Genomic DNA, 20,254 nt, shown 5'->3' with positions numbered 1-20,254 from the left:
GGCACGGTGGCCATTATTCGGTGACCGGGATTGGTCAAAATAGTTTGACTATTAGCGGCTAAAATCGCCCGGCGCTAACACCGTCTGGGCATAGGTCAAAAAATTAGGCGAATCCGACATGGCCCTCCCATCGACTATAGTGCATTGGGGTCAGGTTACTTTGCACCAAAAAAAGCGCCCGGGCCGCGTGGACTCGGACGCCTTCATTGTAGCTTTTCGCTCTAGCGAGCTTGATTTAGCAGGAGAAGTCGACGCTGTCGATAATGTCCTTGAGGGCCTTGGCGGAGACGGTGAGCTCATGCTGCTCGTCATCGTCCAGCGGCACGGGGACGCGGCAGACAACGCCGTCGCGGCCAACGACGGTCGGCATGGAGATGGCAAGATCGGACAGGCCGTACTCGCCCACCATGAGCGAGGAGACGGGCAGAACGGTCTGCTCATCGCGCATAACGGCGGTGCAGATGCGCTTGACGGCCATGGCGACGCCATAGTAGGTGGCGTGCTTCTTCTCGATGATGGTGTAGGCGGAGTTCTTAACGTCCTCGGCGATGCGCTTCTCGGCAGCCTCATGCTCCAGGTGGCCGTGAAGCTCGCAGAAGGTGTTCAGCGGCACGCCGGCAACCTGGGCGCTGGACCAAGCGACAAACTCGGAGTCGCCGTGCTCACCCATGACATAGGCCTGAACGTCGCGCGGGTCAACCTCGACGTGGGCACCAAGCATCTGCTGCAGACGGCCAGTGTCGAGCACGGTGCCGGAGCCGATGACATGGCCCTCGGGCAGGCCGGACATCTTGATGGCAGCATAGGTCAGAACATCAACCGGGTTGGAGACGATTAGCAGAATGCCGTCGAAGCCGGACTTCTTAATCTCGGGGATAATGGACTTAAAGATGTTGACGTTCTTGTTGACCAGGTCCAGGCGGGTCTCACCGGGCTTCTGGGCAGCGCCAGCGGTGACGACGATCATGGCGGCGTCGGCGACATCGGAATAATCGCCGGCGTAGATCTTCATCGGCTCGGCAAACGTCATGCCGTGCGCGATATCCAGAGCCTCACCCTCGGCGCGGTTCTTGTCCACGTCGATGAGGACCATCTCGGAGAACAGACCGCTCTGCATCAGAGCGAACGCCGAAGACGAACCGACGAAACCGCAACCGACAATAGCGACCTTCTTCTCGTTAACCATTAGAAACTCCCATCTCTCTCCACAAACAAGCCGCCCGGGAACGACCCGAGCGGCTTGCCGTAATCCCAATACATCCAATCGGGACTTTGATTATGCTCCTATTCGCAGCCAAAAATCGACCGTTTACCGAAATTGTTTGCAGAATTCGTAAAATAACTGCACGAAATCGGTTTCGAGCTATTGACGAGCCGAAATAGGTTTCTAATACAGGCCCGCCTCGCGAATGGCCTCGACAGCCAAAGCGATCTGATCGGGCGGCAGGACCAGCGCCATGCGCACGTGCCCCTCGCCCGAAGGACCAAAGCTCGCGCCCGGCGTCACCACAACGCCGGCCTTCTCCATGAGCTCCTCGCAAAACGCCATGGAATCGGTGCGACCACCGGGAAGCTTGGCCCACACAAACATAGAACCATGCGCGTTGGGACGCTCCCAGCCCAGGCCCTCAAGACCGTCGCACAGGGCATCGCGGCGTTCCTGATACTTCAGACGCTGCGCCTCAACCTCATCGCGCGGACCGTTCAGGCAGGCGATAGCAGCCTTCTGGATCGGGAAGAACATACCGAAGTCGATCTGACCACGCAGCTTGGCAAAGGCCGAGACAACATCCTCGCGACCGACCAAAAAGCCGATGCGGGCACCGGTGACGTTAAACGACTTGGAAAGCGAGAAGAACTCCACGCCCACCTCAAGCGCACCGGGATACTGCAAGAAGCTGCCGCCGGGCTCGCCGTCGAACACGATGTCGGAGTACGCGTTGTCGTGAACGATGAGCAGATCATGCTCGCGGGCGAAAGCGATAATCTCCTCGTAGACCTCGGGTGTGCCCACCGAGCCCACCGGGTTCGCAGGCAGCGACACGATCATATACTTGGCACGATCGGCCACCTCGGGATCGATGCCCGCCACATAGGGCAGGTAATTATGCTCGGCAACCAGCGGATAGTATTCGAGCTTGGCATCGGCGATCTTGGCACCCGCCTCAAAGACCGGGTAGCACGGATCGGGAACCAGAATGGTGTCACCCGGATCGAGCAGGGCCAGGCCCAAATGGCCCACGCCCTCCTGCGTGCCGTTGCACGACTGCACCATAGACGGCGTAATGCCCGAAACGCCAAAGCGGCGCTCATAGTAATCGCACACGGCTTGCTTGAGTTCGGGCAGGTCGCGCAGGGCATACTTCCACATCTCGGGATCTTGGGCTGCCTGCGTGAGCGCCTCGACCACATGGTCGTACGGCTTAAAGTCGGGCGTGCCCACGCTCATGTTGTAAATGGTCTTGCCCTGAGCCTTCAGCGCGAGAAGTTTGTTGTTGAGCGAGGCGAAGACCTCCGCGCCAAAGCGGTCGAGACGCTGCGATGCCTGCATGGTGCCACCTTTCGATATAAAAAACGCGGCGCTCCGACAAGAGCGCCGCGCGATACGGGCCATCAGATTGCAAAAGTGTAACGCTTGCAACCCCCGTATTGGTTCAATTTAGCCAACCTTAGTCAACTGGATTGAGCGCGTCGATCTGCGCAAGCCACAGACGCGAGCTAGCGTCACTCGGCATACGCCAATCGCCGCGCGGGCTGAGCGTCACCGAACCCACCTTGGGACCATCGGGCAGGCAGCTGCGCTTAAACTGCTGGGCAAAGAAGCGACGGTAGAACGTACGTAGCCACGTGTGGACGGTCTTGGCGTCGTAGACGCCCTCGAAGCTCTTGAGCGCCATGCGGTAGATCTTGCCCGGCTCAAAGCCAAAACGCAGCAGGTAGTAGAGGAAGTAGTCGTGCAGCTCATACGGGCCCACCAAATCCTCGGTCTTCTGCGCAATCTCGCCGTCGCCCGTGGGCGGCAGAAGCTCGGGGGACACCGGCGTATCGAGGATATCGAGCAGGACCTCGGCAATACGCCCGCCAAACACATCGGCCGCATAGCGCACCAGATGGCGCACAAGCGTCTTAGGCACGCTCGCGTTGACGGCGTACATGCTCATGTGGTCGCCGTTATAGGTAGCCCAGCCGAGCGCCAGCTCCGACAGGTCGCCCGTGCCGATGACAAAACCGCCAGCCTGGTTGGCCAGATCCATCAGAATCTGCGTACGCTCGCGCGCCTGGCTGTTCTCGTAGGTCACGTCCTGCACGGCCGGATCATGCTCGATATCCTTAAAGTGCTGTTCCACGGCAGCATGGATCGAAACCTCGAGGAAGTTCACGCCCAGGTCGCGAGCAAGCGACTCGGCATTGGACTTAGTGCGGTGCGTCGTGCCAAAGCCGGGCATGGAAACCGCCGTGATACCCGTGCGCGACAGCCCCAGTGCATCGAAGGCACGCACGGTCACAAGCAGCGCTAGCGTGGAGTCCAAGCCGCCCGAAAGGCCGATGACCGCAGCCTTGGTACCCGTATGGGCAAGGCGGGTCTTGAGGCCCGCGGTCTGCAGGTCGAGGATGGTCTCGCAGCGCTCAGCCAGGTCACCATGGTCGGCAGGCACGAAGGGCGCGCGGGGGAAGACACGGTCTATGCCGAGCGCATCGCGCAGGACAGGCTCTTCGGCGAGCGAGCCCTCAAACGAGAACTCGACGGTCACGGCCTCCGGCGCATCGTCCGCGCGCGTCCACGTCGTCGAGCGACGGCGCTCGGCAACCAGGCGGTCAAGGTCAACGTCGGCGATGGCCATATCGCAGGTAAGCAGTTTGGTCGCGGCGAGCTTGGAGCCGTTTTCGTAGACGAGGTTCTCGCCCGCAAAGACCATGTCGGTCGTGGACTCGCCCTCGCTCGCGTCCGCGTAGGCATAGGCGCAGTACAGGCGCGCGCTCTGGTTGGAAATGAGGCTGCGGCGGTAATCCGCCTTACCGATAATCTCGTCCGAAGCCGACGGATTGAGGATCACCGTCGCACCGGCAAGCGCCATCTCGGTCGAAGGGGGCGCCGGCACCCACAGGTCCTCGCAGACCTCAACGCCCAGCACCATATCCTCGGCACCCTCATCACAGCAGCGGTAGACAAGTCCCGAACCCAGCGGAACCGGACCCTGACCGGCAAATTCAACCCACACGGGATCCGCAGGCGCCGGAGCAAACCAGCGACGCTCATAGAACTCGCCATAGTTGGGCAGATACTTCTTGGCCGTGAGGCCCAAAAGCTCGCCCGCACAGCACACGGCCGCGCAGTTGTAGATGTTTTCAGCCACCGCAACGGGCAAGCCAACGGTAAAGACGATCGGCAGCTCACGGGTTTCATCGAGAATATGTGCCAGTGCGGTCTCGCAGGCATGCAGCAGTGTGCGGTTATGGAACAAATCGGCCGCGGTATAACCGGTCAGATTAAGCTCGGGCAGCACCAGCGCGCGAACGCCGCGCTCGGCAGCATCGCGAACAGCCGCCAGCGCAACCTCGGCATTGCCCTCGACATCGGCGACGCGAATCTGCGGCGACGCCGCCGCCACACGCAAAAAGCCATCGTTCTTATTAGCCGAAACGCAGCATTGCCTTGTTGATCTGGACACTGGAGGCCCCTTCTACCCTGAGATTCAGTCTAACGGACGTTCACATATCTCTAACTAGCCAAAGCAACCTCCCAGTTTACTGAGAGGCCAACCTGTGCTAAGAGCATGTAGTTCAAAAATATCTTTAATTAAAAAAGGAGAAATCGATAATCGACTTCTCCTTTAAGCGAGGCGAGTAAATTCCGAAACTAATGGCAGAATTTATCCATGTAGTCCTCAAAGTCGAACACTTCTACCACGACGCCCTCTTCCTGAAACTCTTTCAGCTGCTCCAAGAGATCTTTGTTAATAACGTCCATGCAGAAACCTCCTCTATCTAATCAATTGTAGTATATCTGCTTTCATGCAATTATCAACCAACTTGTTTAATTGCTCCTCGCTTGCCGATAGTCCCTCTTTTTTCAAAATGTCGCGCACCTCGTTCTTAGTAATCGGCTTTTCAAACAACGAAAGCAAAGCGAACGAAAAATCATTAACCGCACACATTCTATGGGTGGCACAACTCAGCAGTACTCTTAACCCCTCTTTTGAGCGTCCGACTTCTTTCACAAACGAACTTTTAACCAATTGAAAACCATTATCGTGCATTACATAATCGGCATCGATATTTGTATTCAGCAATCCATAATGCAACAGTTCTTCTATCGCCCTTGTCAGCTCGAGATCGCCCTGATCAAGGATAAGAGAAATGCTACAATCGGCCTCCAATAAACGGGCCAACTTAAGGTATACCAACTGGGAAACAGCATAGACATGATGGTATTCAGAATTATAGAAGTAGGCAAATGGCTCAACGAGCACGACAGAGGTCTTGGAATCCAGCCAGATTCGATCAGCTGGATTTAGACTAGTCAGCCGTCGCTTTACTTTGGTCAAATGTCCCTTATACCTGACAGCGTGAATAGAATCTAGGATCCAGGTCACCTCTGAAATATGAAGCCGCTGGGGCAAGTCAATTGTGTCGCTACCGTTTATGACTTCTTGCATATAAAAATCAATATGATGCTCATCAGATAAGGATTTTGCTTCATTTAAAGTTAAACCAGTGCCTGAAACATAATCCACTTCGAGGCGCAAATCCTCATATTGGGACTTCGGCATTACAGAGACACCATACTTATCGGGATGATTCCAAACATCCGACCCCATAACGAGACCAAAATTCGTAAATCCTCTCGTGGAATATGGAACACCACATACCTGTTTTGAATAATTCAAAACATTCTCTGTATAAGCTAAGGTGTTCAGAGCCTCTTCTTTAGTTTCGGTCGGAAAGCCAATCATAAAGAATAGATGAACAGGAATACCCGCATTGAGACAATCATGGATATTGCGATCAATCCAATCAACTCTCGTGTTCTTCTTCATTAGATCAAGAACTCTTTGGTTGTATGACTCGAGGCCAAACTGAATCTGCCTACATCCACTTTGGTATATCTTGTTGAAAACGTCTGTACTTAGGGTTGGAGAGAACCTCGTTTCTCCATGCCAGAAAAACGTTTTTCCCGATGCGTTTATTTCATCCGCGAGTTGCTCCATTCTTTTGCCTTCGAATGTTTCATCCACAAAAGAGAAAACTCTCGTGCCGTATTTTTCATTTAACCGACACATTATTTCAAATACTCTCGATATAGGCATCTTTCGGTAACAACCACCGGTAGCACCGGGAATGGTGCAGAAGGCGCAATGATTAAAACACTGCCTAGAGGAATAAACCGGCAATATTAACTCAGGCATGAAGTATTTAGAAAGGGCGAAGCCATCGAAATCGGGAACTGTATCGTTGATAAATGTTTGCTCAATCCGATGGTTTTTATATATCTTTCCACCTTTAGCATGGCAAAGGTTTGGAACACAGTCGAGATTGTCATCACCAGAGTCAAGAGCCTCAAGAAGACGTGCAAGCGGCTCTTCGCCGTCATACATCATTATCGAATCAATGTATTCAAAAAAGGGATGCCATTCTTTCATGCAGTCATCTGCTAAACGAGTAATGTAATTGCCGCCCAATGAGACGTGTTTAACAGATGGACATTCTTCTTTAATCAGTTTCGCTAACGTAACTGCAGAAATCAATTGGAAACAGCCGCTCACCGAAATCCCAATAAACTCGATTTTTTCCCTCTGAATACGCTTAAGAAAGGCAATTTCATAGAAGGAAATAAACGGATTATGCAAGGTATCCGCAAGCGATTTCATTATTTCTGGTGTCGAATAATAATCATAGGGCAGATCTATGGAGTTGAACGTGTATTTAACTCCATATGAGACGTGATTTATGATATAGAGTGCATTTCTAAAAATGTTTTCAGCATATTGTCTTTCTTTTAGATTAAAGTATCTCTTCGATCTGAAAATATCTTTTGCCTCGTCAACATTAAGTGCTGACTTTTGTATCAACTCGATTGTTAATTGAACATTCGAACTAAACGAATCCTTTGATTCCCGATACCTTTTACAGCACTCTTCGACATGTCTATAAGATAGGAGGTCATCGTAAAATTCCACGTTTAAGTCAACGATGTCAACTTTATATTGTTCAACCTCTTGAAGATATGACTTCAAAACAGGCAAGGCAAGATACGGCCCCACTGGACTCCATCCTGGGGGAAATACTAAAAGCGTTTTAGGTATATCAACGTCACATCTTTCGCAAATAATTCAATTGAAACACAACTACCATCATAATTGAAAATACACCAAGTCCTGTAACGAGAATTGAGAACATCGCGATGCTCGTGAACAGCGAAACAAGGAGTGTTGAAATAACAACAGCAACCGATTGCAAAGACTCCCTAATTGAAAACAGGCTTATCGATTCAGATTCGTCTCTCGCCAAATCCTGCAGCGATGTTATGAGAAGCACATCTTGAATGGCGTTTCCGGCACCGACGATAAAAAGGAAAATAAATGATATCCCAGACGCATAGCGATAGCCAAACGCCAGATACGCACCGAGCGCAAGATACGTCACAAAACAATATGATTTAACGCAATCGGAACCACTAATTAAACGACCATATATTGTATTTCCGAACAACAGTCCGATTGTAAGACTACTCTGAAGGAATCCGTATTGTATCGATGACGAGTCAAATTGCAATTGCGCAATAGCTGGCAAAAGAGAATTCAGAGAGCCGAATGCCACACCACTAGAAATATCGATTAATAGGAAACCAATTGCCAAGTGCTTCGCGCTAAGATCACTAAATGCAGTCCTGTTTTTTTCATTTTTGCTTATCCCCTCTTTATCATTAATCTCGATAACCGACGGAACATCTCGCAGCAACCAGAACGACGCGGCAAAAGAAAGCGCGTCTAATGCAAGAACAGCCTCCGCCCCAAATTGAGCGACAACAAAACCGCCGGCAACTGGCCCCAGAACCATCATCAAATTCTGCAGAAACCCAAACGAATTATTAATTACGTCGCGATTGATACTATTCGTATTGGCTCTTAACAACGAGTAAAAGCAGGGCATTTCAACCGTTCGGCAAAGCGATACCGCGCACGTAATAGCAAACATACTCCATTTACTATCAACAAAAATATAGCAAACGAATAATCCCGCGCGAATTAAGTCTGCCAATCTCATGGCCTGCAGTGTCCCGATACCCATCTTCTGAGGCAGCTGCGCGAGCGCAACTGAAAACAGAGAGGGGGCAAATCTGCAGCAGACCATCAAAGCAGTTGCAGAAACATCGTGAGTTACCTCGTAAATCAGCATTGGCAAAGCAATATTCGCACACCAATTGCCTATTTCGCTTATCCCTCTAGCAATATATAGGACCCGAACCGGACGGCTAGCTCTCAATACCGTGAACATCACGATTAACCTCGTATTTCAGGCCTCGCTCATCCCTTAATAGGAATCCATAATCAACCAAGTACCGCCTCAACACGGCATAATCAGGATAGAGCTGTGACAGCACACGATTAACCTGAAGCTCCGTATAACTTGTATTTAATTCAAAGAAAGAGACGGCCCATAGCAGCATGATTCTTTTATAGCTTTCCTTTTTTGGAATTGAAACCAGCTCGCCATTCTTGAGAAATCGTTTTTTAAAGTCTATTAGCTCATCCATTCACATCCTCCATTTCATACGCATCTAATACTAAAAATGCATACGCTTTAGGTCATCGCATTCGGCTTCTATATTCGAACTAAACTCGAACTAATCTAAATGATTTGCTCAAACACTCTTCGAAAGCTCGTTTTTCACTCTGAGTAAAACGCCCTTCCCAGTCAGTCCACGAACAGGAAGGCAACTCACAGCGAGCGGAGTCGAAGCCCTCTGCCGTCGGTCGTTCAAAATGCACGACAACCTTTTCGATATCCCCATCTGCAATCAGGTCAGAATGAACGACCTCGGTACCGTCTTCGAATGTCATATACGGGTACATCACGTAAACCACCTCGCAATCGTAAATCCAGTTTAGCATCAAGCTATTGCACCAAAGACAGCAAGCCCCCTTGATGAGTTGATGGTATCTGTTAAATGTCACGTACGATTCACATCAGGTGGGTACCCTGATGGCTGCATGAAACGAAGCAGATTTACACCGGGAGGACCCCGTATGACAACCAAGTACACCGACGCGCCGCGCACGCGCGTCATGACGCCGGCATCGCTCAACAACGGCGTGCACGAGAACCATTCCATCGGACAGACCATGGCCATCGCGCCCAAAAAGGGCCTGTTTGACGACATTTCCATTCCCCAGATCATCGCCGGCGCCGCAGCTGCCGCCACGAGCGTCGCGCTTGCCTCCAAGATCGGTATCGCCGGATCGGTGATCGGTGCCGCTGTGAGCTCGGTCATCACCGTTGTGTCCTCGCAGGTCTACCGCCACTTTATCTCTGCCAGCGCCGAAGCCCTCAAGGGCACGCACGCCGACGTCGACTACCCCGCCGGCGCCTACGAGCCCGTTGAGTTTAATGCCGAGGAGCACCTGGGCGGCGCCGCGACTACGCAGGAGATGCGCCAGATTGCGGGGCACGCGACCACGGCCCGCGTCGCCCCTAACAGCCTGCGCGCCAAGGCCGCGGCAGAGCGCAGCCAGACGCAAAAGAAGGTCATCGTCTTCTCGATCGCCATCGCCATCGTCGCGGTCATCGCCTGCACCGGCGCCATCCTTATCACCACCGCCGGTGAGGGTCTGGGCGAGCGTCCCGAGCCAATCCTTTCGTCGCGCACGGCCGAGCACGACGCGGTCAGCTCCGGCCAATCGCAAAGCCAGCAGGACAACTCGCAGGACACCTCCGCATCTACCGATTCGTCCCCGAACGCCCCCGATCAGTCGCAGGGCGCCGATTCCTCTGCGAACAACAACGGTACGCAATCCGGCACAACCGACTCAAGCCAAACGACCGACGGCTCTCAACCGAGCACGGGCGACCAGACGAGCGGCAATACATCGGGCACGGGATCTACCGACAACGGCAACACCAACAGCTCGAATAGCTCGAGCGGAACCGCGTCCGGCACGGCATCTGACAGCTCGAGCCAAGGCACAGCATCGGGCAACTAAGCACGTTGCCCCTCATAGATAACCGACCTGTATAACGGGCGCGAACCGGCAACGGTCGCGCCCGTTTGCCTTAGGCGACGAGGTAGCAAGCCCCGCGCGATGGTAAGATGCTTTGGTGTGTAAAGAGGAGATTTGCCATGAGCAAGACAATAGTTAGGCCCACACTTTCGCTGGGCAACCACATCTATCTGTATCGCCTGCTGCGCGACGCAATCGGATGCGGCAAGCAAACGTTTATGACGCAGGTCGAGGAGGCGCTCGCCGCTGGTGACATGGCCGCTTATGACCTGGGCTTCGAGTCCACGCGCGAGCTACTCGAGGAGCTCGACGACTGCATTAAGCTGACCGTCTTTAAGGGCGGTCGCCTGTATGCCACCGTCATCGCCAACGAGGCCTGGGATGCCGCCCTTGCCAAGGGCGAGGACAAGCCCAAGGCTGCCAAGGGTGCCAAGCAGTCCTACAAAAAGAAAAAGCGCGGCGAGAAGGACCTCAAGGCCGTGCGCCCCAAGCACGTTAAGCGCGCCGAGCCCGAGCCCGTGGCCGAAGTCGCTCCGGAGCCCGAGCCCGAGGCAGAGATCGAAGTCGCTATTGAGGTAACGGCAGAAGCCGAAACCGAAATCGCCGCCACGACCGATCCCGAAGTCATATCCGAGCAGGAAGCCACTGCCGAGCTCAACGAGGCTCCCAAGTCGACAACCGAAGAAGCCGCTGACCAGCCCGAGACGTCTGCGTTCCAAAACAGCGATGTCTTTGGCGACGAGGCCGAGGACGATCAGCCCGACGAGCCCGCCGATCAAGGCGCTACTGAGTCGACGCCGGAGCCCGAGACGCCGCAGCCCGCCATCTCGCTCACGGTCGTCTATGACCCCGAGAACGCCAACGCCGGCATCACCACCATGGCATCCACGCCCATCGAGGCAAAGTCGAGCGTCGAGAACGAGAACGCAGCGCAGGTTAAGGTTGAAACCGCAGCTGTAGACGCGCCCGTCACCGAGGAGCCCGCAGATTCCACGATCAAGCCGGAAGCGACGCTGGAGCCCGCACCCTTCATCGAATCCGTGCCCGCCTCTGCTTGCGACCAAATTCCCTCACCGGCACCGGCTTCGGTACCCGTAGCGGCCCCAGCCCCCGCACCTGCAGCGCCCGCCATCCCCGAGGACTTCCCCATCGATTTCGCAACCGAAGTCTTCTGCCCCGGTCCGCTTCTGCACCAGTTGTCGACCTATCTCCCCTACGGCGCCGACACCCTCGGCATTGTCGGCGAGTACTACTGGATCGCCCGCGAGCGCGGTACCATCGAGGCCGCGCGAAACCGCGCAATCTTCCCCCTGCGCTACACGCAGGCCGGCGAGCGCCACGAAGTCACCGTGCGCATCCGCCGCAACACCACCGGCGGTCTCGGAGCCGCCTGGGCCATCGACAAGGTCGAAGCCCCGGTCGAGTAAAAAACGGCCTCGGATAGCCAATTTGACCATCCGAGGCCGTTTGAATTCAGGCCTTTTAGTTGTCATCGGTGCATATAGACACCAGAGAAGCAAGCTCATCCTCAAGTTGCGGAGCAAAGTATCTAAAAGAAACCTGCGCTCCAGTCGGTATCGACTCAATCATATTCGCAGCATTATCTGAAACTCGGTACGATGCAGTTTCACCTGTCTTCAAATCCTCTATTGAGCAGACAGCGTCTTCAGCATCAATCGACCTAAGCACGCCTTTTCCTTGTAACATCACATCGGCATGCCCGCCAGCTATTTCTAATGAACCTGAGTCTGTCGCAGTCACTTCTCCGGAACCTCCGCGCGATATCTCTTCCTTTGTTGAACAGCCCACCAATGAAGCCATCAGCACCAAAGACAGAGCTAGACGAATCGCCCTACTTCGAAAAAGTCGTTCCATAAGTCCACGCATAATAGCTCTGATCATACTTCAGGAAGGATAAAGATGAATTCCAGCCGTCCGCTATGCCAATCATCTGCCTCGTCTCTCCAGTTTTCTTACCAGTAAGTGTGGCGTAAGCCTCCGCTGTTACAGAATGGGCTGATCCGTTGTACAAACTCGCATGTAAAACATTCGGTCTATTAGAGTTAATCTCATTTTGAATGCTCGCGATAGCCGGAGAGGAGACAGTGCGGGCGATAAGAGTACTTCCCCTGCTTGCGCAGTAATTTGTAAACCCCGTTGCACAGGTTGATATCGGCGTTCCGCCCAAAACAACGCCAGGAACAGTCTGTTCTTCATCGGAAAGAGCATGGGTATTGGTGTAATTCCATATCTGCATATATTGCGAAGGGTCGCTATATAAATTGGCAATGCCATACAGTTCCGCAACGTTCGAAAAAGCTGTCACCATACAAGCATAGTGGGCAGTAAGCCTCTCAATCTCGCTTTCATCATATGACATAAACTGAGAAATGGAACGAAATCCAGATACTGTGTAATCCTGCATTTGAGTTGCGTAAATTACGACATCGTTCCAGCTTGAAGGTTTATTCGATAAAACGACAGGCCGTCCTTCTATGGAATCAGCCGGGATTGTTCTTCCGCAATTTGTTGTTATTGAACCGTCCAAAGATTGCACACCGAATTCGAATGGATTGATCATTACGACTGGGTTATTGAAAGAATAAGACTCAACACCAAGATCTCCTCCCCGATCCATAGGGCTGACTAAGCCGTCTCCAAAACGATATCCCGTAAGTATTTCATCATCTGAAGCATCTAAAACCAAATAGCCCGCGGCTCTATTGAATGTCACAACCGGAACAATGTAGCCAAGCGGGGACCCATCAACGTCTACAAAAGGAATAGGGTCAGAAGGCGTATACGAAGAGCCGAGGAGTCCCTTTATATATTTATCGGCAAGCTCTTGCGCAATTTCAGAAGTAAATTGTATCTGCTCACCATCAATATTGCCCGTCGAAGCAAAAACCTCTTTCGGACGTGCGGCTAAGGCGACAATTGAAGACGCGACAAGTTGCAGAAAACGACGACGCGAAAGCATATGTTCTTCTTTCTAGAGGAGCGACTTATAAGATACTCTTATTCTATAACCTTTTTTGTAACGTTACAGCACTGGTTATATTTCAATTCGATTTGCTTATGTCCTTGTAACCCAATACGTCTTTACGTTTTAAACGGAATTAGAAAATCACTCATAGCAAAAACGGGCTTTAATCCCAAAGAGATGACTTTGATTATGAATCAAACCAGCAGCCAGGGCATAGCTGCAGTGCAATTGCTACAAGAAAGGCCGCCCTTGGGGGCGGCCTTTCTACTTGCTACTAGTCACGCGTGAGCTTGCGGTGGATACGATGAGGCTGGGCTGCGTCCTCGCCCAGGCGCTCGATACGGTTGGCCTGATAGGCCTCGAAGTTGCCCTCGAACCAATACCAGTTGCCCGGATTCTCGTCGGTGCCCTCCCACGCCAGAATGTGCGTGGCGACGCGGTCCAGGAACATACGATCGTGGCTAATGACCACCGAGCAGCCCGGGAACTCGAGCAGCGCCGCTTCGAGCGAGGACAGCGTCTCGACGTCGAGGTCGTTCGTGGGCTCGTCGAGAAGCAGCAGGTTGCCGCCCTGCTTGAGCGTAAGCGCCAAGTTCAGACGGTTGCGCTCGCCGCCGGAGAGCACGCCAGCGCGCTTCTGCTGGTCCTGGCCCTTAAAGCCAAAGCTCGCCACATAAGCGCGGCTCGGAACCTCGGTCTCGCCGACCATCATGTGGTCCAGGCCGTCCGAGACGACCTCCCACAGGTTCTTATCGGGATCGATGCCGGAACGGTTCTGGTCGACGTAAGAAATCTTGACGGTCTCGCCCACCTCGAGCTCGCCCGAAGTCAGCGGCTCCAGACCCACAATCGTCTTGAACAGCGTGGTCTTACCGACACCGTTGGGGCCGATGACGCCCACGATGCCGTTGCGCGGCAGGGTGAACGAAAGGTCGTCGATGAGCACACGGCCATCGAATTCCTTGTGCAGATGATGAGCCTCAAGCACCTTGTTGCCCAGACGCGGTCCAACGGGAATGCGGATGTCGGTCCAGTCGAGCTTCTGGCTTGCGCGGGCCTCGGCCTCCATCTCCTCGTAGCGAGCCAAACGGGCCTTGTTCTTGGCCTGACGAGCCTTGGGCGAGCTGCGCACCCACTCGAGCTCGGCCTCCATGCGCTTGGCGAGCTTGGCGTCACGGTTGCCCTGCGCCTCGATGCGGGCGGCCTTGGTCTCCAGATACGTGGAGTAGTTGCCCTTGTAGGGATAAAGGTGACCGCGGTCGACCTCGCAGATCCACTCGGCAACATTATCCAGGAAGTAGCGATCGTGCGTGACGGCAAGCACGGCACCCTGGTAGTTGTGCAGGAAATGCTCGAGCCACAGGATCGACTCGGCGTCCAGGTGGTTTGTGGGCTCGTCGAGCAGCAGCAGGTCGGGAGCCTCGAGCAACAGCTTGCACAGGGCCACGCGACGGCGCTCGCCGCCGGAAAGCACGTTAACCGGCATGTCGGAATCGGGCAGCTGCAGGGCGTCCATGGCCTGACCGAGCTTGGAATCGATATCCCAGCCGTCGGCGGCGTCGATCTCGTCCTGGAGCTTGCCCATCTCGGCCATGAGGGCATCCATGTCGCAGTCCGGGTCGCACATCTCCTCGCCGATTTTGTTGAAGCGATCGACCTTGGCGATCATGTCGCCAAATGCCATGCGCACGTTCTCGATGACGGTCTTGTCGTCGTCGAGCGGCGGCTCCTGCTGCAGGATGCCCACGGTGTAGCCGGGGGTGAGCTTGGCATCACCGTTGGAGACCTCCTCGATGCCGGCCATGATCTTGAGCAGGGTCGACTTGCCCATGCCGTTGGGACCCACAACGCCGATCTTGGCACCGGGGTAGAAGCTCAGGGTCACGTCGTCAAGGATTACCTTGTCGCCATGGGCCTTGCGAGCCTGATACATCTGGTAGATGAACTCCGCCACAGTCATTTCTCCTTATCTAGCTGCGAAACGTCATCTGACCTGTTCTTCTGGAAAAGGCAGAGAAATAGATCCGCGCGTTCTAATAAAAAGGGGCATGGTTGCCCACACCCCCTAATACTACCTAGGAAAAGTCCCCCGGAACATACTATGAACTGCGTACGCTAGTTTTCCGCAACCTTAACGAGCGGCTCGCTGCGATTTGCGCCACAGCAGATACGAGTAGACGTAGACGGCTCCGACCGAACCAAACGCCAGAACCGCAATCACCGCGGCGACGACTTCACTCGAAAGCACCGCACCCGCCACGCCCATCACAATCAGGCCAACACCCAACACCATAAAGCAGGCACCGCCAAAGCGCTGCGTACGGCGCCAGTTCTCGGGATCGGCAAGCGCCCAAGGCGTCTTGATACCAAGCGTATAGTTCTGCTTCACACGCGGCAAGTAGTTGCCTACGCCGATGAACAGCAAACCGATAGCACCGGAAATCAGCACGTTGACCGAACCGACCGCCGGCACCACGCCCCAGACCGTAAGCTCTCCCAGCCAGCTTACGGCACACATGAACAAGGTGAAGACGATTACGAAACCCTGATAGAACTTGCCCGAGGTCCGATACGCCTCGCCCCTGGGGTCAATGCGTGGCACCACGTAGAACATTGCAAGAAGTGCCAGAGGCAGCATACCGAGCGCGGAGGCCATCCAGCTAGGGCCCCAACCGTCGACGGCGCCGTTCGCTCCCCAGTGCGTGGGGATCTGCGTCGGCAAGCTCGGCATCACTATGAGGTGTGCTACGACATTGGCGACGCACAGAGCGATCAGCGCAATCCACACACGCCGCGATACCCCCGTGGCGTGAATGCCCTTGTTTTCGTTATTCATCCTTATCACCTTCCGTGTTTGTAAAGCCCATAAACCAACCGATCAAGTCCTGCATGACGGTGGTGTTTAAGCTGTATACGATGTTTTGGCCATGGCGCTCGTCGGTCACCAACCCGGCATTTTTGAGCGTCGCCAAGTGATGGCTTAGCGACGGCTTACTGATATCGAAATGCTCGGCAAGCTCCCCCGCCGTGCAATTGCCCTCGCGCAGCAACTCCAAAATGCGCCGTCGCGTTGGATCGGCAAGCGCCTTAAAACCCTCTCCCGGCATAAGACCTCCTCTCATCATCTCTCATGACGCGCACACTATACTCGATATTTAGATGTTTGTCTAATTATCTAAAACAGTAACATCTATAGAACATTCGTTCGTATTTAGCTACAATGGAAGTTGAAGCAGATGGGCCAGCTCCCTCTACCCAAGAAGGAGATGGACTATGAGTATTGACGATGTCCTGACGTTGTTGTTGCTTGTAATCGCGGCTGTGGAGCTCGGCATCCACATTGGAGGTCGAATGAAATAGCCGCCCCCGCGTAATGCGAAGACGGCCACTTCTCACGCTACAAACGTGTTTGGGAGTTGGCCAACCCGCGGCAACGGGTGCCATCTGCTTCATCTTATGCGAATCTCTGCCTCATTTCAACAAGCCCCTAGGGCTCAAATGGAATCGCGATAATACCTATAATGGCGATAGCTAAAACACGATTCGCTTCCCCATCGGAGGATGTCTATGACTGAAACCACAGCCGCAACTCCCAACGAGACACGCGACACCAAGCTCGAGATCATCATGGGCCGCGAGGCACTTAATAAACTCGCCAACGCCACGGTGTTGGTGCTCGGCTGCGGAGGTGTGGGCTCCAATTGCTGCGAGGCACTTGCCCGCGGCGGCATTGGTCATTTCGTCATTCTTGACAAGGACATCATCGCTCCAAGCAATATCAATCGCCAGGCCATCGCCTTTCACAGCACCGTCGGCAAGCGAAAAGTGGACGTGATGGAAGCCATGATCCACGATATCAATCCCGCCGTCACCGTTATCAAGCGCACCGAATACCTGCTCAGCGACAACATCGACGAGTTCTTTGCGAGCGTTTTTGAGCAGACGGGCGGCAAGCTCGACTACGTCGTCGACGCCATCGACACCATCTCGGCCAAGCTCACCATTGCCAAATATGCTCAGGACCACGACATTCGTTTGGTTAGCTCCATGGGCGGGGCCAACAAACTCCATCCCGAGTGCCTCCGCTTTGCCGACATCTTCGATACGGTACGTGACCCCATGAGCCGCATTATGCGCAAAGAATGTAAGAAGCGCGGAATCAAAAGCCTGCACGTGCTGTTTAGCTGCGAGGAATCGGTTAAGACACAGCCCCGCGACCCTTCCAACATCCACGAGCGTACCGAGTTGGGTACCGCCAGCTTTATGCCGCCCATCATGGGTCAGATGATTGCCGGCGAGGTTATCCGCCAGATCAGCGGGCGCGGCACCGAGCGCGTGCGCGCCGACGGCCAACGCCTGGACTAGCGGAGCGCGCCGAGATGGAGCCCCGGTTAATTGATGCACACTGCCATCTTGATTTGATGGCTCACCCGGACGCCGTTACCGATGAGGCGACGGCACTGGGCTTGGGTCTATTTGATTGCGGCGTCGATCCACGCGACTTTTCGGCCGCAAACGAGCGCGCCCGTCGCCAACCAGGCATCATCGCTGGCATTGGGCTTCACCCCTGGTGGCTCGCCGACGGCCGCTGCGGTCCTGCCGAAGTCAATCTGCTTTGCAAAGTTGCTGCCCACGAGCACTATGTCGGCGAGGTGGGACTCGACTTTTCCGCGCGCTTTGCCGGAAGCGAACCGCTACAAATACAGGCATTTGACCGGCTCTGCGACTCACTCGTGCAGCGTTCTCTTGCCGGGCGCGTGATATCAATTCACGCCGTTCGTTCGGCAGGAACCGTACTGGACGCCCTCGAATCGCACGGATTACTCATCCCAAACCCCGACTCCCCCGTTATCATCTTCCACTGGTTTAGCGGCACCTCGGACGAGCTCGTCCGCGCGCGTAATGCGGGCTGCTATTTTTCCGTCAACGAACGCATGCTCGCGTCTAAACGAGGGCGCGAATACGTACGACAGATTCCACTCGACCGTTTACTGCTCGAGACCGATGCACCGGCGGAGGCAAACACAGAAACAAGCGCGCGGTCGCTCATCAGATCGCTCACATGGACCTCAGAACGCATCGCCTCACTCAAAAACTGTGCCGCAAAGCACATCGAGTCGGCAGTTTTGGCAAATTCACGCTCTGTTTTTGGCCTTCGCTAAGCTCGGTGTGCAAAAAATGCCAAATATGAGTACTGTTGCAAATCTAGTCACATTATTTACGGCAAAATAACATCTTGATAATGCACAACTGTTCATTATCAAGATGCTTAAAATCATTTTTAGCAGGTTTTAATCGCTCGCAGACACCCAACTAGGCTCTCAAAAGCTTGATTTCGCTGTTACTAAATTAGTGACAGTACTCATATTTGGCATTTTTTGCCCACGGGGTCCCGGGGAGGCGACAATTCGACTCACCGGGACTGCTCTCACCTATTCGGAAATCGGCGCTCCATGGCCCCAGGAGCCTTCCATGCCGCATACGGTCGAAGCAAACCCCGCCGCAAAGTCGAGTGCGCGCTCGATGGCCTCAGCACCATCCTCGCCACGCTTGGCGGAATCGAGATAGCACATCAGGAACGAAGTCAGGAACGAGTCGCCCGCACCCATGGTGTCCTTCATATCTGCCACGGGCTTGGCATGCTGCCGATAGTAACGCCCGCCGTCATAGGCAATGCAGCCCTCGGCGCCAGCCGTTGCGGACACAAAACATGGGCCCAGGCTCTTCACCCAGGCAAGGCGCTCGCGAATCTCATCCTCGCTCACGGCATCTGCCGCGCTAAAGAACGCGAACTCAACGTAGGGAGCAATCAGCTCGTAGTACTCGTCGGTCGAATCGTCCGAGAAGTCAAACGAAACCGTGATGCCCGCGGCCTTCAACTTGGGAAGTTCACGCTCGGTAAAGCAATAGTTGCCCGAATGAACCACATCAAACTGCTTCATGTACGAAAGGTCAAAGCGATCGAGGACATAGCGCGCATCGCCACGGATACCGCCCTCGTTGGAGCCAAGAAAGACACGATCACCATCAACCACAGTAACGCGTGCCGCACCGTTCTCGCCGATGAGCTGTTTGCATTTGGCAAGCTCAACGTCCTCATCCTCAAGACTCGCAATCACATGCTCAGCAGCAGCATCATTACCAAAGATGCCCATATACGCGGAGCGCGCGGCTCCGCATTTCTTGGCATATACGGCAAAGTTCACCGCATTGCCACCCGGATACATTGTGTGAATATGCTCATAGCAGTCGACGACGTTGTCGCCAAATCCCAGTGCGCTTACGTTAAACGCCATGACGCCGCTCCTCTCTCTCTTATGCCAACGGAACCACTGTTGCGACAGCAGTACCGCCCAGGATCTACGCGAGTTCCAACAGCTCCGGCAGCTGGTCGATAATCTTGTCCGCGGCATCCTGGCTAAAGCCAAAGCGTTCCTCGCGCTTGGCAATAACTGTCAGGCCGGCTCGCTTGCCGGCAGTGATGCCAGGCACCGAATCCTCAACGCAGCAGCAGCGATTCGCGGGCAGCCCCAGCAGGTCCAGCGCATGCAGGTAGATGTCGGGCTCGGGCTTGCTCTCCTTAAACTGCTCGCCGCTCACCACATACTCAAAGGCATCCGACAGCCCGCACGCATTGAGCACTTCCTCGATGCTATCCATCGGAGACGAGCTAGCAAGCGCCACGCGAACGCCACGGCGCGGCAGCTCTCGAATCGTATCCACGGCGCCTGGGTTAATCAAAGCCTGATAGTCGCGCGGACGCTTATGCGCCCACTCGTCCCAACGGGCCAACGCTTCCTCGCCAGTAAAATGCCCCTTACCGGCGCGCTCAAACCAATCGACCAGCATATGCAGGAAGAACTGATGCGAGGTACCGACCTGCCCATTCAACTCCTCTTGAGTCAGATTAAGCCCAAGCTCCTTGGCAAACGCGGCAGTCTCGCCTAGGTAGTAATACTCGGTATCGACAATGACACCGTCCATGTCAAAGATAACGGCGTCGAACGGAAATGCGGACACGGCACCCTCCCTAACAAAAGGACGCCCG

17 protein-coding genes are annotated in these 20,254 nt (G+C 54.4%); 4 read left to right on the top strand and 13 right to left on the bottom strand.

Annotated features, from left to right (window positions below; all coding sequences use genetic code 11):
• Positions 1-235: 235 nt before the first annotated feature.
• The 6 genes from GPK42_RS03860 to GPK42_RS03835 all read right to left on the bottom strand — a co-directional run bounded on the left by GPK42_RS03860 (position 236) and on the right by GPK42_RS03835 (position 8,755).
• On the bottom strand, positions 236-1,186 hold the full coding sequence (locus GPK42_RS03860; RefSeq protein ID WP_215693637.1) for an L-lactate dehydrogenase: 951 nt from the start codon (positions 1,184-1,186) through the stop codon (positions 236-238).
• A gap of 201 nt (positions 1,187-1,387) precedes the next feature.
• Complete coding sequence (locus tag GPK42_RS03855) at positions 1,388-2,551, bottom strand: pyridoxal phosphate-dependent aminotransferase (protein ID WP_006234344.1); 1,164 nt, start codon at positions 2,549-2,551, stop codon at positions 1,388-1,390.
• Positions 2,552-2,669: 118 nt separating this feature from the next.
• Positions 2,670-4,670, bottom strand: coding sequence for an NAD(+) synthase (locus tag GPK42_RS03850; protein ID WP_215693635.1), 2,001 nt, complete (start codon positions 4,668-4,670; stop codon positions 2,670-2,672).
• Between the two features lie 312 nt (positions 4,671-4,982).
• On the bottom strand, positions 4,983-7,262 hold the full coding sequence (locus tag GPK42_RS10155) for a B12-binding domain-containing radical SAM protein (RefSeq protein ID WP_215693633.1): 2,280 nt from the start codon (positions 7,260-7,262) through the stop codon (positions 4,983-4,985).
• 49 nt (positions 7,263-7,311) lie between these two features.
• On the bottom strand, positions 7,312-8,496 hold the full coding sequence (locus GPK42_RS03840; RefSeq protein ID WP_252200085.1) for an MFS transporter: 1,185 nt from the start codon (positions 8,494-8,496) through the stop codon (positions 7,312-7,314).
• A complete protein-coding gene (locus tag GPK42_RS03835; protein WP_055251466.1) occupies positions 8,474-8,755 on the bottom strand; it encodes a DUF2087 domain-containing protein in 282 nt (93 codons plus the stop codon). Before GPK42_RS03835 ends, GPK42_RS03840 begins: the two co-directional genes overlap by 23 nt.
• Positions 8,756-9,248: 493 nt before the next feature.
• On the opposite strand from GPK42_RS03835, the gene GPK42_RS03830 reads away from it, so the two are divergent.
• Together GPK42_RS03830 and GPK42_RS03825 are read left to right on the top strand one after the other, a co-directional pair.
• Positions 9,249-10,202 carry a hypothetical protein gene (locus tag GPK42_RS03830; RefSeq protein ID WP_215693629.1) on the top strand — a complete coding sequence of 318 codons (954 nt, stop codon included), beginning with the start codon at positions 9,249-9,251 and terminating at the stop codon, positions 10,200-10,202.
• 137 nt (positions 10,203-10,339) lie between these two features.
• Entirely contained in the window at positions 10,340-11,647 is a 1,308-nt protein-coding gene (locus GPK42_RS03825; protein ID WP_215693627.1) for a hypothetical protein, read from the top strand.
• Positions 11,648-11,702: 55 nt separating this feature from the next.
• On the opposite strand, the gene GPK42_RS03820 is transcribed toward GPK42_RS03825, so the two are convergent.
• The 5 genes from GPK42_RS03820 to GPK42_RS03800 form a co-directional block, all read right to left on the bottom strand.
• Complete coding sequence (locus GPK42_RS03820) at positions 11,703-12,041, bottom strand: hypothetical protein (RefSeq protein WP_196022586.1); 339 nt, start codon at positions 12,039-12,041, stop codon at positions 11,703-11,705.
• Between the two features lie 31 nt (positions 12,042-12,072).
• The gene (locus GPK42_RS03815) at positions 12,073-13,200 is read right to left on the bottom strand and encodes a hypothetical protein (RefSeq protein WP_215693625.1); all 1,128 of its coding nucleotides are present in this window, start codon (positions 13,198-13,200) and stop codon (positions 12,073-12,075) included.
• 280 nt (positions 13,201-13,480) lie between these two features.
• A complete protein-coding gene (ettA, locus tag GPK42_RS03810) occupies positions 13,481-15,160 on the bottom strand; it encodes an energy-dependent translational throttle protein EttA (RefSeq protein ID WP_117763769.1) in 1,680 nt (559 codons plus the stop codon).
• A gap of 177 nt (positions 15,161-15,337) precedes the next feature.
• The gene (locus GPK42_RS03805; RefSeq protein WP_215693623.1) at positions 15,338-16,042 is read right to left on the bottom strand and encodes an SdpI family protein; all 705 of its coding nucleotides are present in this window, start codon (positions 16,040-16,042) and stop codon (positions 15,338-15,340) included.
• On the bottom strand, positions 16,035-16,313 hold the full coding sequence (locus GPK42_RS03800; RefSeq protein ID WP_022094448.1) for an autorepressor SdpR family transcription factor: 279 nt from the start codon (positions 16,311-16,313) through the stop codon (positions 16,035-16,037). Before GPK42_RS03800 ends, GPK42_RS03805 begins: the two co-directional genes overlap by 8 nt.
• Positions 16,314-16,773: 460 nt before the next feature.
• Between GPK42_RS03800 and GPK42_RS03795 the strand changes: the two genes are divergently transcribed.
• On the top strand, positions 16,774-17,571 hold the full coding sequence (locus GPK42_RS03795; RefSeq protein ID WP_215693621.1) for a tRNA threonylcarbamoyladenosine dehydratase: 798 nt from the start codon (positions 16,774-16,776) through the stop codon (positions 17,569-17,571).
• A 14-nt stretch (positions 17,572-17,585) separates the two neighbouring features.
• Complete coding sequence (locus GPK42_RS03790; RefSeq protein ID WP_215693619.1) at positions 17,586-18,368, top strand: TatD family hydrolase; 783 nt, start codon at positions 17,586-17,588, stop codon at positions 18,366-18,368.
• A 270-nt stretch (positions 18,369-18,638) separates the two neighbouring features.
• Here GPK42_RS03790 and GPK42_RS03785 read toward each other — a convergent pair whose 3' ends face one another.
• The gene (locus GPK42_RS03785) at positions 18,639-19,502 is read right to left on the bottom strand and encodes a PfkB family carbohydrate kinase (protein WP_215693617.1); all 864 of its coding nucleotides are present in this window, start codon (positions 19,500-19,502) and stop codon (positions 18,639-18,641) included.
• 64 nt (positions 19,503-19,566) lie between these two features.
• On the bottom strand, positions 19,567-20,226 hold the full coding sequence (locus GPK42_RS03780; protein ID WP_338404326.1) for an HAD family hydrolase: 660 nt from the start codon (positions 20,224-20,226) through the stop codon (positions 19,567-19,569).
• Between the last annotated feature and the right edge of the window lie 28 nt (positions 20,227-20,254).

This window comes from Collinsella aerofaciens (assembly GCF_018785265.1).
Taxonomy (GTDB): domain Bacteria; phylum Actinomycetota; class Coriobacteriia; order Coriobacteriales; family Coriobacteriaceae; genus Collinsella; species Collinsella aerofaciens_AI.
Note: the sequence above shows the minus strand (reverse complement) of the source record. Positions and strands in the feature narration are given on the sequence as shown.

Bases quoted from the DNA above. Each gene is read 5' to 3' on its own strand.
- GPK42_RS03860 (WP_215693637.1), bottom strand. From the start codon at position 1,186: ATGGTTAACGAGAAGAAGGTCGCTATTGTCGGTTGCGGTTTCGTCGGT.
- GPK42_RS03800 (WP_022094448.1), bottom strand. From the start codon at position 16,313: ATGCCGGGAGAGGGTTTTAAGGCGCTTGCCGATCCAACGCGACGGCGC.
- GPK42_RS03790 (WP_215693619.1), top strand. From the start codon at position 17,586: ATGGAGCCCCGGTTAATTGATGCACACTGCCATCTTGATTTGATGGCT.
- GPK42_RS03825 (WP_215693627.1), top strand. From the start codon at position 10,340: ATGAGCAAGACAATAGTTAGGCCCACACTTTCGCTGGGCAACCACATC.
- GPK42_RS03820 (WP_196022586.1), bottom strand. From the start codon at position 12,041: ATGGCTTCATTGGTGGGCTGTTCAACAAAGGAAGAGATATCGCGCGGA.
- GPK42_RS03855 (WP_006234344.1), bottom strand. From the start codon at position 2,551: ATGCAGGCATCGCAGCGTCTCGACCGCTTTGGCGCGGAGGTCTTCGCC.
- GPK42_RS03785 (WP_215693617.1), bottom strand. From the start codon at position 19,502: ATGGCGTTTAACGTAAGCGCACTGGGATTTGGCGACAACGTCGTCGAC.
- GPK42_RS03840 (WP_252200085.1), bottom strand. From the start codon at position 8,496: ATGTTCACGGTATTGAGAGCTAGCCGTCCGGTTCGGGTCCTATATATT.
- GPK42_RS03815 (WP_215693625.1), bottom strand. From the start codon at position 13,200: ATGCTTTCGCGTCGTCGTTTTCTGCAACTTGTCGCGTCTTCAATTGTC.
- GPK42_RS03795 (WP_215693621.1), top strand. From the start codon at position 16,774: ATGACTGAAACCACAGCCGCAACTCCCAACGAGACACGCGACACCAAG.
- GPK42_RS03830 (WP_215693629.1), top strand. From the start codon at position 9,249: ATGACAACCAAGTACACCGACGCGCCGCGCACGCGCGTCATGACGCCG.
- GPK42_RS03805 (WP_215693623.1), bottom strand. From the start codon at position 16,042: ATGAATAACGAAAACAAGGGCATTCACGCCACGGGGGTATCGCGGCGT.
- GPK42_RS03835 (WP_055251466.1), bottom strand. From the start codon at position 8,755: ATGGATGAGCTAATAGACTTTAAAAAACGATTTCTCAAGAATGGCGAG.